We start from the raw sequence: 15,054 nt of genomic DNA, 5'->3' as shown, positions 1-15,054 counted from the left end.
CAGCCCGGCCAATCTAATGGCGTCCACTCTCGCGGGCGGGGGTAAGGTTAGCCCGGCGCCATGTCTCCATGGTCTCTCTTCGACCGCGCTCTCGCGGCGGGCGTAACGCGGGGTTTTGCGCCATCCCGTTCTGGGAAACGCCATTCCGGTTTGGCTAACAAAGGGCAAAAACGGCGTCAGCCGTTTTTTTTCACCCCGGCGTCATGCCAGCGCCAGTGGCGGGAGGGGGTGATAATTTCCGGAAGGCCGATATCACACTGTTCCACCGGCAGCGGCTCCGCCACCTGCTGGCCGCCAGTGTTGCAGCATGCGGTCATAGAAGCCGCCGCCCCTGCCGAGGCGCTGTCCCTGGATATCAAACGCCACCAGCGGCGTAAACAGTATATCCAGGCCGGCGAGCGGCAGTAAGGTGGTGATGTCCAGCTGAGGTTCCGTATCCGTAACCGGTTCAACACCAGCGGCGTGGCGGCGGTATAACGCATAAACAGCAAATGGCCGGGGGTGAAGGGATGCAGCACCGGCAGATACACCTGCTTGCCGGCGGCCCACAGCGCGTCAATCAGCGGCCGGGTATCCAGCTCGCCGTCAAACGACAGGAAGACGGCCAGGGTGCGGGCGCTGTGGATGCGGGGGTGATTCATGACGTGGCTGACGACGCGCTGGGCGGCAGCCGTTTGCTGCTGCGGCGACAATGCACGGCGCCGTAAGCGGATATGATTGCGCAACGACTGCCGCAGCAGTGATTTTTCCATTGACGAAGTCATAGGGGAACTGTGCTTAAAGGGGATCTCCGAGATGCCGCCGCAGGCTGTAACCCTTGAACCCTTGGTTCAAGGTGAACGCAGCGTCGAGACCTTAAGGCTTCTCGGACAAGCCGAGCATGCGCACCGGTCAGGAATCGCCACATTCTTGTGATATGAAATATCGGCTCAGGGGACTGACCCGCTGGCGAACACCTCAGAGAAATTTGGTTTTCCGCCCGCGGTTTCGGTATCGGCCCCGCGGCGCGTATGTCGTCATTCGAACTGGTTTCCAGGACGTTCCGTTATGCGGCCCTGTTCAACCAGCGCCTGCTCAATCGTTTGTTGCAGCAGGCGGATACGTTGTTCCATGTTGGCTGCATAATCCCGGGTTTTCAACCTTTCCTGCGCCAATTCGTGACAGACGTTCAGGGCGGCGATGAAAACAAGTTGTTCCGTATTGGTGACTCTAGTTCGAACTTTCAGATCTTGCAACCGCTGATTAAGATCTTCCGCCGCCTGATTCAACGCTTCTTGTTGTTCAGGGGGGCAATTGACCCGTAATGTACGGCCAAAAATTTGAATATCTACCGGTTGTGCGGACATACCCACCTTCCTGCCTTTGTTACCGCGCCAACCCCCGCCTGTGCCGATGAATGCCGACGAGGCGCGAAGGGGCGCAACTATAATCTATCTAAAACAGAAGTTACAAGCCCTTTCTGGTATAGCGACGGACCTTGGTGGTAGCATAACACGAACTTATCCCGCCAACATTGATGAAAGCGCATGTCTAAACAAAATACCTTCCCCGATTACGAAAATTTGAACCGGCTGTTGGCCGCACAGGCAGTAGCATTAACCGCGGCGGAAATGCATGGCTTGCTTAGCGGGATACTCTGCGGCGGTAAGCAAAACGACGGTTGGCAGGTTCTGGTACATGAATTGACCAACGACGGACTGGCGTTTACCCAAACGCTGGCCGGGCCGCTGCGCGAGCTGCACCAGGCCACCGCCTCCGCGTTGGCGGACGCATCGTTCCAATTTCAACTGCTGCTGCCGGTGGACGACGACGACGGCGCGTCGCTCTTTGCGCGCGTGGATGCGCTAGCCGGCTGGGTGAACCATTTTCTGCTGGGACTGGGCGTGGTGCAGCCGCAACTGGACCAGGTACAGGGCGATGTGCGCGAGGCGATTGACGATCTGCGCAATATCGGTCAATTAGGATATGACGAGGACGAAGACCGCGAGGCATTGGCGCAATCGCTGGAGGAAGTGATTGAGTATGTCCGTATGGCCGCTATCCTTTGCCATAATGACTTTACCCGCCCGGATGACGACGCGGCGCCTGCGCCGGCCGCTCCGGTATTACATTGACGACAACGCCGGATCTGAACCGGTGTTTTGGCCGCGGCTTGCGAGCCGAGCATTTCAATTAGGCTGGAGGGAGCGATGACTCCACAAGAATATACCCGCCGTCGTCAGGGGTTGCTGGCGAAAATGGCGCCGGGAAGCGCCGCGTTGATTTTTGCCGCCCCCGAGGCGACGCGCAGCGCCGACAGTGACTATCCCTATCGCCAAAACAGTGATTTCTGGTATTTCACCGGTTTTAACGAGCCACAGGCGCTGCTGATATTGGTCAAAAGCGATGAAAGCCACCATCACGGCGTCTTATTTAACCGGGTGCGGGATAAAACCGCTGAAATCTGGACCGGCCGCCGTTTGGGTCAGGAGGCGGCGCCGGAGCGCCTGGGGGTTTCCCGGGCGTTGCCGTGGGACGACATCGGCAGTCAATTGCATCTGCTGCTCAACGGTCTGGACGTGGTTTATCACGCCCAGGGTGAATATGAATTCGCCGACAAGATGCTGTTTAGCGCGCTGGATAAACTGCGGCGCGGCGCGCGTCAGCAGTGGCAGGCGCCGGCCACGCTGGTCGACTGGCGGCCTTGGGTGCACGAGATGCGGCTTATTAAATCCGAGGAAGAGCTGGCGGTGATGCGCCGCGCCTGTGAAATCACCGCTCTGGCGCATACCCGCGCCATGCAGCAATGCCGGCCCGGCCTGTACGAATATCAGCTGGAAGGCGAAATACAGCATGAATTCAACCGTCAGGGCGCGCGTTTTCCCTCCTACAGCACGATTGTCGGCAGCGGTGAAAACGGTTGCATTTTGCACTACACGGAAAACGCCTCCCGCATGCAAAGCGGTGATTTGGTGTTGATCGATGCCGGCTGCGAATACCAGGGCTACGCCGGCGATATCACCCGCACCTTCCCGGTCAATGGCCGTTTCTCGCCGGAACAGCGCGCTGCCTATGATCTCGTCCTGGCGATGCTTAACCGCGCGCTTGAGCTTTACGGTCCGGGGCGCAGTATTCAGGATGTGAGCGAGGAAGCGGTGCGCATCATGGTCGCCGGTCTGGTGAAGCTTGGCGTGATGAAAGGGGAGGTGGAGACGTTGATTGCCGCACAGGCGCATCGGCAGTTTTTTATGCATGGCCTAAGCCATTGGCTGGGGCTGAATGTTCACGATGTCGGTGATTATGGCTCCTCGGAGCGGAGCCGGGTTCTGGAGCTGGGTATGGTGTTGACCATCGAACCGGGCATCTATATCGCCAGCGACGCCGATGTGCCCGCCCCTTACCGCGGTATCGGTATCCGCATTGAGGATAATATCGTTATTACCGCCTCTGGTAACGAAAATCTCACCGCCTCGGTGGTCAAGGAGGCTGAGGCGATTGAAACCCTCATGGCGGCGGCGCGCCAAGGATGACCGTCACCATTATCGGCGGCGGCATGGCCGGCGCGACGCTGGCACTGGCGCTTTCGCATCTTAGTCGCGGTAGCCTGCAAATCGATCTGGTGGAGGCGCAGACGCCGGAAAGCCGCGATCATCAGGGGTTTGACGCCCGCGCCATTGCCTTGACGCAGGGGACCTGCCGCGAGCTGACCGCCATCGGCGTCTGGCCAGCGCTGGCGTCCTGCGCCACTGCCATTACCCGGGTTGAGGTGAGCGACAAAGGGCATCTGGGGAAAGTCCAGATCGCGGCCGAGGACTATCGGCTGCCGGCGCTGGGCTATGTTGTGGAGTTGCATGCGGCCGGTAAACGGCTGTTCGAGCTGCTGCGCGAGGCGCCCGGCGTGCGGCTGCATTGCCCGGCGACGCTCACGCGCCTCAGGCGCGAGCGCGAGGAGACGATCATCACCCTGGATAATGGCGTGGCGCTTAACGCACAGCTGGCGGTGGCGGCGGACGGTTCGCGCTCGCCGCTGGCGTCGCAGTGCGGCATCCAATGGCGGCAGCGCGATTATCAGCAAATTGCGGTTATCGCCAATATCACCACCGCCGTACCCCACGGCGGCGGCGCCTTCGAGCGGTTCACCGCCCGGGGACCCTTGGCATTGTTGCCCATGTCCGGCGGGCGCAGTTCTCTGGTCTGGTGCTTGCCGGCGGCGCTTCGGCATGAGATTGCCGGCTGGGATGACGGGCAGTTTTGCCAGGCGTTGCAGCGGGCGTTCGGCTGGCGGCTGGGACGCATTACCGCCGCCGGCGCACGCCAGTGTTATCCGCTGCGCTTACGCACGGCGCAGCGGCATATTGCCCACCGCCTGGCGCTGGTGGGCAATGCCGCGCAGACCTTGCATCCCATCGCCGGCCAGGGATTCAACCTCGGCCTGCGCGATGTGATGACGCTGGCGGAAACGCTGGCGCAGGCGGTGGCCCAGGGGGAAGATATCGGCGACTATGCCGTGCTGTCGCGCTACCAGCGGCGTCGTCAGCCAGATCAGGCGGGTACCGTCGGCATCACCGACGGGTTGATCCATCTGTTCGCCAACCGTCATTTGCCGTTAGTGGTCGGCCGTAATCTGGGGCTGCTGGCCATGGCTCATATTCCGTCGCTGCGCGATGCGCTGGCGCGTAAAACGCTGGGCTGGGTGGCCCGATGACCCTGTCCCGCACGCAAGGATCTGATACGCTATGCAAGCATTCGATATAGTCATTAACGGCGGCGGCATGGTCGGTCTGGCGCTGGCCTGTGGCCTGCAGGGGAGCGGACTGCGCGTGGCGGTCATTGAGCGTCAGGCGCCGGAGGCGATCCCACCTGCCGACCGGCCGGCGCTGCGGGTTTCTGCCATTAACGCCGCCAGCCGGCGGCTATTGCAACATGTGCAGGTCTGGGACGCCATCACCGCGGAGCGGGCCAACCCTTACCGCGGCATGGAAGTCTGGGAGCGGGACAGTTTTGGCCGTATCGCCTTCGATGGCGCCGAGCTGGGGTATCCAGAGCTGGGACATATCATTGAGAATCCGGTCATTCAACAGGCGCAATGGCGACGTGCAGGTGAATTAGCGGAGGTGACGCTGATAACGCCCGCCTCGCTGCGCCAGGTGGCCTGGGGAGAAAACGAAGCATTTATCACCCTTGACGACGATCGGATGCTGACCGCCCGGATGGTGGTGGCAGCGGATGGCGCCCACTCCTGGCTGCGCGCCCAGGCCGATATCCCGCTGACCTTTTGGGACTATCAGCACCATGCGCTGGTGGCCACCGTTCGCACCGCGCGGCCGCATGGCAATATTGCCCGTCAGACGTTTCACGGTGACGGTATTCTGGCGTTTTTACCCCTAAGCGATCCTCATTTAAGCTCCATCGTCTGGTCGCTGCCGCCGGCGGAGGCGCGTGAACGCCTGACGGCGCCGGCGGAGGCATTCAACGTCGCGTTGGCGACAAACTTCAGTCTTGCTCTGGGCTTATGCGAGTTGCAGGGGGAGCGGCAAACCTTCCCGCTTACCGGCCGTTATGCGCGTAATTTCGCCGCCCATCGTCTGGTGCTGGTAGGGGATGCCGCCCATACCGTCCATCCGCTGGCGGGGCAGGGCGTGAATCTGGGGTTCATGGACGTCGCGGTGCTGTTGGGAGAGGTGCGGCGGCTGCGAAAAGCCGGCAAGGAGGATATCGGCCATTACCCGTACTTGCGACGCTACGAGCGCAGCCGCAAACACAGCGCCGCATTGATGTTGGCGGGTATGCAGGGGTTTAGCGAGCTCTTCTCCGGCCAGCATCCGCTAAAAAAATGGGTGCGCGATGCGGGGTTGCGGCTGGCGGATACGCTCCCCGGCGTAAAACCGCGCTTCATTCAACAGGCGATTGGATTGCATGATTTACCCTCCTGGTTGGCGGACGCGTCCTTCGACTGAATTATTCTAATTTTACCGCACCATTTGGATTACATTTTCTAATCCGATTACCAAACCCCGCCGGGATTAACAAAGCAGTGGCGGGGTTTTTTGTTATTAAACTTCCCATTACTCCGCCTTGGCGCCCGTATTGTGCGCCGTAATCCGTTTATAGGTAGCATAAAATAGCGTTCTTATTTCCTTAATTTTCACGTGGCTTTCCGGCAGGCCGATAATTTAAGTTATGGTTTCCACCGCCGTTCGGTGATAACTTCTGCCCAGAAGGTATCGTTTGCGTACACCCTCATTACCCGCCAGGGCAAGGGGTTTGCGCGCTTCGGTAATTATCTGTCTTCCCATTGAGAAAGAGAGAAAAGATGGCTCAGCAGACCCCGCTGTATGAAGAGCACCTCGCGTGCGGCGCCAAAATGGTGGATTTACACGGCTGGATGATGCCGCTCCACTATGGTTCCCAACTGGATGAACATCATCAGGTGCGGCGCGATGCCGGCATGTTTGATGTGTCGCACATGACTATTGTCGATTTAGCCGGACCGCGCACCCGCGATTTTCTGCGCCATCTGCTGGCCAACGATGTCGCCAAGCTGACGGTGCCCGGCAAAGCGCTTTACACCGGCATGCTTAACGCGTCCGGCGGCGTGATAGACGACCTTATCGTCTATTTCCTTTCCGAACTCGAATTCCGCCTGGTTGTCAACTCCGCGACCCGTGCTAAAGACGTTGAGTGGATCACCCGCCACGCCGAGCCTTATCAAGTGACGGTGACCGTGCGCGACGATCTGGCGCTGATCGCGGTGCAGGGGCCGCAGGCGCAAAGCAAGACGCAAACGCTATTTAGCCTGCAACAACGGCAGGCGGTAAGCGGAATGAAACCGTTTTTTGGCGTTCAGGCCGGCGAGTTGTTTATTGCCACCACCGGCTATACTGGCGAGGCTGGCTACGAGATTTCGTTACCGGCAACCCAGGCTGCCGATTTCTGGCGGCAACTGCTGGCGGCCGGCGTGAAGCCCTGCGGCCTCGGCGCGCGCGACACCTTGCGGCTGGAAGCGGGGATGAACCTTTACGGTCAGGAAATGGATGAGGGGATCTCTCCGCTCGCGGCCAATATGGGTTGGACCATCACCTGGCAGCCGGAGGAGCGCGATTTCATCGGACGCGAGGCGCTGTAGGCCCAGCGCGCCGACGGCGACGGCGAGCAATTGGTCGGACTGGTGATGACTGAAAAAGGCGTATTGCGTAACGGCCTGCCGGTCCATGTTACCGACGCTGCCGGTAACATGCAGCAAGGGATTATCACCAGCGGCTCGTTTTCGCCGATGCTGGGCGTCAGCATTGCGCTGGCGCGGGTGCCGGCCGGTATCGGCCAGCAGGCGATAGTCTTGATCCGTAACCGTGAAATGCTGGTTAAGGTCACTAAACCCGGTTTTGTGCGCGCCGGTAAAGCGGTTGCGCAATAACTAACTTTGTCAGAGTGAGGATGGCGATGAGCAATGTGCCGACAGAACTAAAATATACCGCATCCCATGAGTGGGTGCTTCATGAAGGCGATGGCGTTTACTGCGTCGGGATCACCGAGCATGACCAGGAACTGTTGGGCGACATGGTGTTTATGGACTTGCCCGAGGTAGGCGCTACGTTTTCCGCCGGCGAAGATTGCGCGGTGGCGGAATCGGTGAAAGCCGCGTCGGATATTTATGCGCCTATTAGCGGCGAAATTGTGGCGGTGAACGATGATCTGGAAGCGTCGCCGGAACTGGTCAACAGCGCGCCTTACACCGATGGCTGGCTGTTCAAAATCAAGGCGACCGATGACAGCGAAGTGAACGAATTGCTCGACGAAGCCGCTTATCAGGCCGCCATTGACGAAGAAGACGAATAACGCCGACGCCACGGCCGCGACCGCCGGGGCGCACCTTGCGCTTACCTTTTTCCGGTCCCATGCCCGATGCAGGAATTGTTGTCCATGACCCAGACTCTTAGCCAGATTGAACATCATGACGCCTTTATCACGCGTCATATCGGCCCTTCCGCGCCGCAACAGGCGCATATGCTTGCCACCGTGGGCAGCGATTCCCTGGCGGGGCTTATCGCCCAAATCGTGCCGGCGGACATTCAGCTTGCCGCTGCGCCCGCCGTGGGCGACGCGACGACGGAAGCGCAAGCCCTGGCGGAGCTGAAGGCTATCGCCCGTCAAAATCAGCGCTTCAAATCCTTTATCGGCATGGGCTACAGGGCGGTGGTGACGCCGCCGGTCATTCTGCGCAATATGCTGGAAAACCACGGCTGGTACACGGCCTACACGCCATACCAGCCTGAAGTGTCCCAGGGGCGGCTGGAAGCGTTGCTTAATTTTCAACAGCTAACGTTGGATCTGACTGGTCTGGATATCGCCTCGGCCTCGCTTCTGGATGAAGCTACCGCGGCGGCCGAAGCCATGGCGCTCGCCAAACGCGACAGTAAACTGAAGCAGGCCAACCGCTTTTTCGTCGCCGACGACGTGCATCCGCAAACGCTGGATGTCCTGCGCACCCGCGCCGGTACTTTTGGCTTTGAATTGGTCATCGATAAGGCACAGGCGGCGCTGGAGCATCCCGACCTGTTTGGCGTGCTGTTGCAGCAGGTAGGCACCACCGGTGAACTACACGACTATCGCGCCATGATGGCCGAACTCGCGCGCCGCAAAATTATCAGCTGCGTGGCGGCGGATATGCTCTCGCTGGTGCTGCTGGCGGAGCCTGGGGAGCAGGGTGCCGATGTGGTATTCGGCTCGTCGCAACGCTTCGGGGTGCCGATGGGGTACGGTGGCCAGCACGCGGCGTTTTTCGCCGCCCGCGACGAAATGAAGCGCGCCATGCCGGGCCGAATTATCGGTGTTTCCCGCGACGCCGCCGGAGATACGGCTTTGCGCATGGCGATGCAAACGCGCGAGCAGCACATTCGCCGCGAGAAGGCGAACTCGAACATTTGCACGTCGCAGGTGCTGCTGGCCAATATCGCCGGTCTGTATGCCGTCTATCACGGTCCGCAGGGGCTCAAGCGCATATCCGGGCGTATTCACCGGCTGACAACAATTCTGGCGCAGGGGCTGCGCGACGCCGGACTGACGCTCAGGCACGATCGCTGGTTCGATACCCTGACCGTCGAGGTGGCCGATAAAGCGGGCGTGCTGGCGCGCGCCGACGCCGCCGGGATCAATTTGCGCAACGACATTCACGGCGCGGTGGGCATCACCCTTGACGAAACGACCGTGCGCGAAGATGTGCAAACCCTCTGGCAGGTGGTGACGGGGGCTGCTGGCACCTTGGCTATCGACGCGCTGGATGCCGGATGCGACGAGGTGATCCCGCCGGCATTGCTGCGCGCCACGCCTATCCTGACGCACGAGGTGTTCAACCGCTACCATAGCGAAACGTAAATGATGCGCTATATGCACCGGCTGGAGCGCAAGGATCAGGCGATGATTCCCCTCGGCTCCTGCACGATGAAGCTCAACGCCGCCGCCGAGATGATCCCCATTACCTGGCCGGAGTTTGCCGAGCTGTATCCTTTCTGCCCCCCTGAACAGGCGGCGGGGTATCAGCAAATGATCGCCCAGCTGTCGCGCTGGCTTATCCAACTGACCGGCTATGATGCCCTGTGCATGCAGCCGAACTCCGGCGCCCAGGGCGAATATGCCGGCCTGCTGGCCATTCGTCGTTATCATGAGAGCCGCAATCAGGGCGAGCGTCATATCTGTCTGATCCCCAGCTCCGCCCACGGCACCAATCCGGCGTCGGCGCAGATGGCCGGCATGTCGGTCACCGTGGTGGCCTGCGACAAGAATGGCAATATTGATTTGCACGATTTGCGCGCCAAAGCCGAACAGGCCGGCGAGCAGCTATCTTGCATTATGGTGACCTATCCCTCGACCCACGGGGTCTATGAAGAAACCATCCGTGAAGTGTGCCAGATAGTGCATCAGTACGGCGGCCAGGTCTATCTGGACGGCGCCAACATGAATGCGCAGGTGGGGATTACCTCGCCTGGTTATATCGGCGCCGATGTGTCGCATCTCAACCTGCATAAAACCTTCTGTATCCCCCACGGCGGTGGCGGTCCGGGCATGGGTCCCATCGGCGTGAAAGCACATCTGGCCCCGTTCGTCCCGGGCCATTCGGTGGTGGAGCTCGATGGTGTGCTTACCCGCCAGGGGGCGGTCAGCGCGGCGCCGTTCGGCAGCGCGTCGATCTTACCTATCAGCTGGATGTATATTCGGATGATGGGCGCGGAAGGGTTGAAACAAGCCAGCCAGGTGGCCATTCTCAACGCCAATTATATCGCCACCCGGTTGCAGCAGGCCTATCCGGTGCTGTATACCGGCCGTGACGGCCGCGTGGCGCACGAATGTATTCTGGATATCCGGCCGCTGAAAGAGGCCACCGGCATTAGCGAAATGGATATCGCCAAACGCCTGATCGACTACGGTTTCCACGCGCCGACCATGTCTTTCCCGGTAGCCGGCACGCTGATGGTCGAGCCGACCGAATCGGAAAGCCAGCTGGAGCTTGATCGCTTCATTGACGCAATGCTGGCGATCCGCGCCGAAATCCAGCAAGTGGCGGACGGCGTCTGGCCGGCGAGTGGCGCCATCCGTACGATCGTCAGACTGCGGCGTTCCCGGCAGGGTATGGCGATAAATATTGGCCGGCGGTGAAACGGTTGGACGATGTTTATGGCGACCGAAACTTGTTTTGCTCGTGCGTGCCATTGAGCGATTATCAGTAAGCGTCTTGACCGCGTGTAGCGGCCACATGCCCAGGACGGCCGGCATCAGAGCGGTAACCACCGCTCGGCCGCCGGCCGTGAGTGATGAAGGCTGATGGCGCCGGCGAGGTGATCTTTGCCCACGGCGGCTGCGTGCGGTTCAGACGCCGGCGGTGGGTGATGAAGGCTGATAGCGCCGGCGGCGTGATCTTTGCTCACGGCGGTTGCATGCGGTTCAGACGCCGGCCGTGGGTTATAAATGCTGATGGCGCCGATGGCCTGATCTTTGCCCACGGCGGCTGCGTGCGGTTCAGACGCCGGCGGTGGGTGATGAAGGCTGATAGCGCCGATAGCGTGATCTTTGCCCACGGCGGTTGCATGCGGTTTAGACGCCGGCCGTGGGTGATGAATGCTGATGGCGCCGATGGCGTGATCTTTGCCCACGGCGGCTGCGTGCGGTTCAGGCGCCGGCCGTGAGTGATGAATGCTGATAGCGCCGGCGGCGTGATCTTTGCCCACGGCGGCTGCGTGCGGTTCAGGCGCCGGCCGTGGGTGATGAACGCTGATGGCGCCGACGTCATGACATCCGCCAACCCTTAACTGTGCTCCCTCTCCGGCCCGGCCGCTACTTCAGCCAGCCATATCGTGGATTAACGCCATTTGCGTCACGCGGGTCATATCCACCCCGTCATCGGCATAGGGAGCAAGCGTCATTGCCGCGACCGCAAAGTGCCAGCTGTGCTCCGCGGTGTTTTCTTGCCGCTGGGTAGTGAGCACTTTGGTACGGCGTTGTATGTTTTTAAGCTTATCGATTTCGATGATAAAAGCGACGACATCGGTCAGTTCACCGAATGCCAGCGCGGAAGAGGTTACAGCCATCAGGTTCCCCAGCATAATCTAATTGAACGGCCTAGTGTAGGCCAATTTGCGCACGAACTCGACTAATATAGCTTCGCCTTGAACGGCGCGGCTTTACAAATCTTCACCGTGTATTTTCAGCGTACACATGTACACTCAGTTGCCTCTCGATTACCCTATACACTGCAAGCCCACGGACGGAGATATCTTTAAGCAGAGGTCAGAAAATTTATGGGAAACAAACCATTAGCCAAAAGCTACTCTCTGGCGGAAGAAATCGCCAATAGCGTCAGCCACGGCGTGGGGGTGATCTTTGGTATTGTCGGCCTGGTGCTGATGCTTAATCAGGCAGGGCAGGCGGGCGCCAACGCCCTTGCGCTGACTAGCTACAGCCTTTATGGCGGTAGTATGATTCTGCTCTATCTGGCGTCGACGTTATATCATGCCATTCCCCATCCGCCGCTCAAACGCTGGCTGAAGAAGCTGGACCATTGCGCAATATATCTGCTCATCGCCGGTACTTATACGCCGTTTTTGCTGATAGGTCTGGCCTCGCCGCTGGCCAAATGGCTGATGGTGGTCATCTGGCTGATGGCGGCGGTCGGCATCATGTTAAAACTGGTGTTTGCGCATCGCTTTCGCGCCATCTCCATCATTACCTATCTGACCATGGGCTGGCTGTCGCTGGTGCTCATTTATCAGCTGCTACAACGGTTGCCCGCCGGCGGCGTCGCGCTGCTGGCCGCCGGTGGCGTGATTTACTCGCTGGGGGTGATTTTCTACGTTTGGGAACGAATACCATTCAACCATGCGATATGGCATGGCTTCGTATTGGGGGGAACCGTTTGCCACTTTCTGGCGATTTATCTGTTTGTCACGTAAACCGCGGTGGTTTATCGCTATGCCCCATGGACGTAAAGTGGGGCCGGTACCGCGCCCGTATCTCCGGGGGTGGTTTTCAAACGACAGTCTGCGGCGGCCGGGCGGGTCTGTTGGCCCTGTCCCGTTGCCACTGGCGCGCGTCGCTTACTCGCCGATAGCGTACGGTAGCGGCTGCACGGACAACGCGCCGGCGCTGTCGTCGCGCACGCGCAGCAGGCTGTCGGGTGCCAGGTCGTTATTCAACACCGCCTGCACCCAGACGCTGCCGTCCTCCAACTGACAGGCCGCCAGCACCGTACCGGTCCGCCGCCAATTGTCGCCCATCTTGAGTTCCAAATCGTCGCCGGCGGCGGGAGGATAGCTGGCTTTGCCCGCCAGCCAGTACAGGGCGCGTTTGTTAGCGCCGCGATACTTGGCGCGCGCCACCATCTCCTGGCCCGCGTAACAGCCTTTGTTAAAGCTGATGCCGTCCAGCGCCTGTACATTGGCCGCCTGCGGGATAAACTGCGTGCCATTGGCGCTGTCGATAACCGGATAGCCCGCCTCGATATCCAGCGCCAGCCATTGCTGGCTGTCGTTGAGCTGGGCCTGGCCTTCCAGCTTGTGCTGCAAGGCGGCGCGCACGGCCGGCGTCGTTATCAACAAATAGCGCGGCGCCGGCAGACTGAAATACAGCAACGTCGTGTCCTGATGGTGCGCTACCGGCTGAGCCGCATCGGGCAAGCTGGTAAAGAGTCCGCCCAGCGCCGCCTGCGCCTGGAAACCTGCCACGCCCAGCAAAACCGCGTCATCGTCGGCGGCGATGGTCGTTTTCGAAAACACGGCGTATTTTTTTAGTTCGGCGAGCTGGCTATCGCGCACGCTGCGTCGTTCGATAAACGCCATCCCCTCGCGGTGATGAAATACGCACAGATAGCTGAACATTTTGCCTTTGGCATCGCAATGGGCGGCGAAACTAAAGCGATCGGCGTCCAGTGAGGCAACATCGCAGGTCAACTGCCCCTGCAGGTATTTTACGGTGTCCGCGCCGTTAAGCGTGACCAATGCCCAATCCTCCAGAGAAATGAGCGTCAGCGGCAGGTGGCTTGCGGGCGACGGCAGACGCGGAGGAAAAGGAACTTGAGATGACATGGGACAGTCCTATCAGTAGTCTGACAATAGCCTAATGGTAAAAGACCGCGAGGGGTTTGCAAGCGGATCTTACCTGCGAGTTTAGCGATACGTGCCCGGTATGGAATAAATAGCGCATAATGTAGCGAAATGTGTCGTTTTGTCTCATGCCCCCGGGTGAAACGGGGTAAACTAGCCGCGAGCGTAGCGGTTATAAGGGGAAATTTTTAGATGGATATTACCAACAAAGCGCGGATCCACTGGGCCTGCCGCCGTGGCATGCGCGAGCTGGATATCGCCATTATGCCGTTCTTTGAACACGATTTTGACGCCTTGGATGACCAGGATAAGCAGCGCTTTATTCGGCTGCTGGAGTGCGACGATCCCGATTTGTTCAATTGGCTGATGAACCACGGCCAGCCGGACGACGGCGAGATGCGGCAGATTATTACCCTGATTCAGACGCGAAACAAAGCCCGTGTCCCTTTGGCGATGTGATATTCTGGTCTCCTGGCGCACTCAGCTTTGCTCGCTGGCGTTTTACGGGATCCTGATTATGCTGATTTTACTCTCGCCCTGGCCGGAAAATTACGGACTGGTATGGTTGACGCTGGTACTGGTGGTGGTGTTTGAATGTATCCGCATCCAGCGCAACATTATGTCGTGCCGCGGCGAACTGGTGTTAATGAGCGACAACAGTATTCAATGGCATCGCGAGGAGTGGATCTTCACCCGCAAAGCCTGGATGCTCAAGGGCGGCGCGGCGTGCTGCTCAGCCTGCGCAAAGCGGGCGGCAAACGGCGCCGTCGGTTATTTCTGGCGGCAGACAGCATGGACGGCCGAGAATTTCGCCACCTGCGCCAGTTTCTGGCGCGTCAGGCCTGGTCCTAGCGTAGCGGGTGCCTGCGGCGGAATTCAGGCCCGCGCCGGATTACAGCAACGCCGCCATTTCCCCCAGGATCTGCTCGCACCACTGTTGCAGTCGGTGCTCGCTCAAATCATATTGATTGACCTCGTCGAGCGCCAGCCCGACGAACTGGTCGCCGGCGGGGGTGACGGCTTTCTGACTGGTGAATTCGTAGCCATCGGTAGGCAAGTAGCCGATAAATCTGGCGCCCTGCGGCTTAAGCACATCATGAAGATAGCCCAGTGCATCCAGAAACCACTCGCCGTAGCCCAACTGATCCCCCATCCCGTAGAGCGCGATGATTTTACCGTCCAGTTGAAGGGTGCCGAGCTCTGACCACAGGGCTTCCCAATCTTCCTGAATTTCGCCAAAGTCCCAGGTGGGGATGCCGAGGATGAGGATGCTGTACTCCATCATGCGCTGCGCCGGGACATCTTTTACGTTATGCAAATCGACCAGCTCCGGCCCGAGAATATCGCGGATTTTCTCGGCGGCCATCTCGGTGTAGCAGGTGCTGGAGCCATAAAATAAACCGACTTTCATCTCTCGTGTTACTCTTGCAAACAACCTAATGGCGTCAAGTGTACCAGATTTGACGGTATGTCAGGCATAATGTCA

Annotated in this window: 11 protein-coding genes, 1 other RNA gene and 5 pseudogenes; 10 read left to right on the top strand and 7 right to left on the bottom strand. The window is 59.6% G+C overall.

What is annotated here, in order from left to right; all coding sequences use genetic code 11:
- Positions 1 to 176: 176 nt before the first annotated feature.
- The 3 genes and pseudogenes from JZM24_RS01000 to zapA all read right to left on the bottom strand — a co-directional run bounded on the left by JZM24_RS01000 (position 177) and on the right by zapA (position 1,346).
- A pseudogene (locus JZM24_RS01000) lies at positions 177 to 764 on the bottom strand (5-formyltetrahydrofolate cyclo-ligase).
- A 19-nt stretch (positions 765 to 783) separates the two neighbouring features.
- Positions 784 to 967: non-coding RNA, 6S RNA (gene ssrS / locus JZM24_RS00995), on the bottom strand.
- Between the two features lie 49 nt (positions 968 to 1,016).
- Positions 1,017 to 1,346: a cell division protein ZapA gene (zapA, locus tag JZM24_RS00990; protein ID WP_025420993.1), complete on the bottom strand. Its 330-nt coding sequence runs from the start codon at positions 1,344 to 1,346 to the stop codon at positions 1,017 to 1,019.
- 180 nt (positions 1,347 to 1,526) lie between these two features.
- Between zapA and JZM24_RS00985 the strand changes: the two genes are divergently transcribed.
- From JZM24_RS00985 to gcvP, 7 genes and pseudogenes are all read left to right on the top strand, one after another.
- The gene (locus JZM24_RS00985; RefSeq protein ID WP_215668274.1) at positions 1,527 to 2,114 is read left to right on the top strand and encodes a YecA/YgfB family protein; all 588 of its coding nucleotides are present in this window, start codon (positions 1,527 to 1,529) and stop codon (positions 2,112 to 2,114) included.
- 75 nt (positions 2,115 to 2,189) lie between these two features.
- Positions 2,190 to 3,509, top strand: coding sequence for a Xaa-Pro aminopeptidase (gene pepP, locus JZM24_RS00980; RefSeq protein ID WP_215668273.1), 1,320 nt, complete (start codon positions 2,190 to 2,192; stop codon positions 3,507 to 3,509).
- Positions 3,506 to 4,684 carry a 2-octaprenyl-6-methoxyphenyl hydroxylase gene (gene ubiH / locus JZM24_RS00975; protein ID WP_215668272.1) on the top strand — a complete coding sequence of 393 codons (1,179 nt, stop codon included), beginning with the start codon at positions 3,506 to 3,508 and terminating at the stop codon, positions 4,682 to 4,684. Before pepP ends, ubiH begins: the two co-directional genes overlap by 4 nt.
- 31 nt (positions 4,685 to 4,715) lie before the next feature.
- Complete coding sequence (gene ubiI / locus JZM24_RS00970; RefSeq protein WP_215668271.1) at positions 4,716 to 5,936, top strand: FAD-dependent 2-octaprenylphenol hydroxylase; 1,221 nt, start codon at positions 4,716 to 4,718, stop codon at positions 5,934 to 5,936.
- A 356-nt stretch (positions 5,937 to 6,292) separates the two neighbouring features.
- Positions 6,293 to 7,393 (top strand): annotated as a pseudogene (gene gcvT, locus JZM24_RS00965) (glycine cleavage system aminomethyltransferase GcvT).
- Between the two features lie 26 nt (positions 7,394 to 7,419).
- Complete coding sequence (gcvH, locus tag JZM24_RS00960; RefSeq protein ID WP_215669953.1) at positions 7,420 to 7,815, top strand: glycine cleavage system protein GcvH; 396 nt, start codon at positions 7,420 to 7,422, stop codon at positions 7,813 to 7,815.
- An 84-nt stretch (positions 7,816 to 7,899) separates the two neighbouring features.
- A pseudogene (gene gcvP, locus JZM24_RS00955) lies at positions 7,900 to 10,700 on the top strand (aminomethyl-transferring glycine dehydrogenase).
- 45 nt (positions 10,701 to 10,745) lie between these two features.
- On the opposite strand, the gene JZM24_RS00950 reads toward gcvP, so the two are convergent.
- Together JZM24_RS00950 and JZM24_RS00945 are read right to left on the bottom strand one after the other, a co-directional pair.
- Entirely contained in the window at positions 10,746 to 11,198 is a 453-nt protein-coding gene (locus JZM24_RS00950) for a hypothetical protein (protein WP_215668270.1), read from the bottom strand.
- Positions 11,199 to 11,318: 120 nt separating this feature from the next.
- A pseudogene (locus JZM24_RS00945) lies at positions 11,319 to 11,558 on the bottom strand (HD domain-containing protein); the annotation flags it as partial.
- A 210-nt stretch (positions 11,559 to 11,768) separates the two neighbouring features.
- On the opposite strand from JZM24_RS00945, the gene trhA reads away from it, so the two are divergent.
- Entirely contained in the window at positions 11,769 to 12,419 is a 651-nt protein-coding gene (gene trhA / locus JZM24_RS00940) for a PAQR family membrane homeostasis protein TrhA (protein WP_215668269.1), read from the top strand.
- Positions 12,420 to 12,563: 144 nt separating this feature from the next.
- On the opposite strand, the gene ygfZ is transcribed toward trhA, so the two are convergent.
- A complete protein-coding gene (ygfZ, locus tag JZM24_RS00935; protein ID WP_215668268.1) occupies positions 12,564 to 13,550 on the bottom strand; it encodes a tRNA-modifying protein YgfZ in 987 nt (328 codons plus the stop codon).
- Between the two features lie 210 nt (positions 13,551 to 13,760).
- Between ygfZ and sdhE the strand changes: the two genes are divergently transcribed.
- Together sdhE and JZM24_RS00925 are read left to right on the top strand one after the other, a co-directional pair.
- Positions 13,761 to 14,027, top strand: coding sequence for an FAD assembly factor SdhE (gene sdhE / locus JZM24_RS00930; RefSeq protein ID WP_215668267.1), 267 nt, complete (start codon positions 13,761 to 13,763; stop codon positions 14,025 to 14,027).
- Positions 14,008 to 14,420, top strand: a pseudogene (locus tag JZM24_RS00925) (protein YgfX). Before sdhE ends, JZM24_RS00925 begins: the two are co-directional and overlap by 20 nt.
- A 40-nt stretch (positions 14,421 to 14,460) precedes the next feature.
- Here the strand turns inward: JZM24_RS00925 and fldB are convergent.
- Positions 14,461 to 14,979 carry a flavodoxin FldB gene (gene fldB / locus JZM24_RS00920; RefSeq protein ID WP_215668266.1) on the bottom strand — a complete coding sequence of 173 codons (519 nt, stop codon included), beginning with the start codon at positions 14,977 to 14,979 and terminating at the stop codon, positions 14,461 to 14,463.
- Positions 14,980 to 15,054 lie beyond the last annotated feature (75 nt).

The sequence above is a fragment of the Candidatus Sodalis endolongispinus genome, from assembly GCF_018777395.1.
GTDB classification, from domain to species: domain Bacteria; phylum Pseudomonadota; class Gammaproteobacteria; order Enterobacterales; family Enterobacteriaceae; genus Sodalis_B; species Sodalis_B endolongispinus.
The sequence above is the reverse complement of the archived record's forward strand: the minus strand, read 5'-3'. Positions and strand labels throughout refer to the sequence as shown.

Coding starts and splice junctions, on each gene's coding strand:
- zapA (WP_025420993.1), bottom strand. CDS start 1,346: ATGTCCGCACAACCGGTAGATATTCAAATTTTTGGCCGTACATTACGG.
- JZM24_RS00985 (WP_215668274.1), top strand. CDS start 1,527: ATGTCTAAACAAAATACCTTCCCCGATTACGAAAATTTGAACCGGCTG.
- pepP (WP_215668273.1), top strand. CDS start 2,190: ATGACTCCACAAGAATATACCCGCCGTCGTCAGGGGTTGCTGGCGAAA.
- ubiH (WP_215668272.1), top strand. CDS start 3,506: ATGACCGTCACCATTATCGGCGGCGGCATGGCCGGCGCGACGCTGGCA.
- ubiI (WP_215668271.1), top strand. CDS start 4,716: ATGCAAGCATTCGATATAGTCATTAACGGCGGCGGCATGGTCGGTCTG.
- gcvH (WP_215669953.1), top strand. CDS start 7,420: ATGAGCAATGTGCCGACAGAACTAAAATATACCGCATCCCATGAGTGG.
- trhA (WP_215668269.1), top strand. CDS start 11,769: ATGGGAAACAAACCATTAGCCAAAAGCTACTCTCTGGCGGAAGAAATC.
- ygfZ (WP_215668268.1), bottom strand. CDS start 13,550: ATGTCATCTCAAGTTCCTTTTCCTCCGCGTCTGCCGTCGCCCGCAAGC.
- sdhE (WP_215668267.1), top strand. CDS start 13,761: ATGGATATTACCAACAAAGCGCGGATCCACTGGGCCTGCCGCCGTGGC.
- fldB (WP_215668266.1), bottom strand. CDS start 14,979: ATGAAAGTCGGTTTATTTTATGGCTCCAGCACCTGCTACACCGAGATG.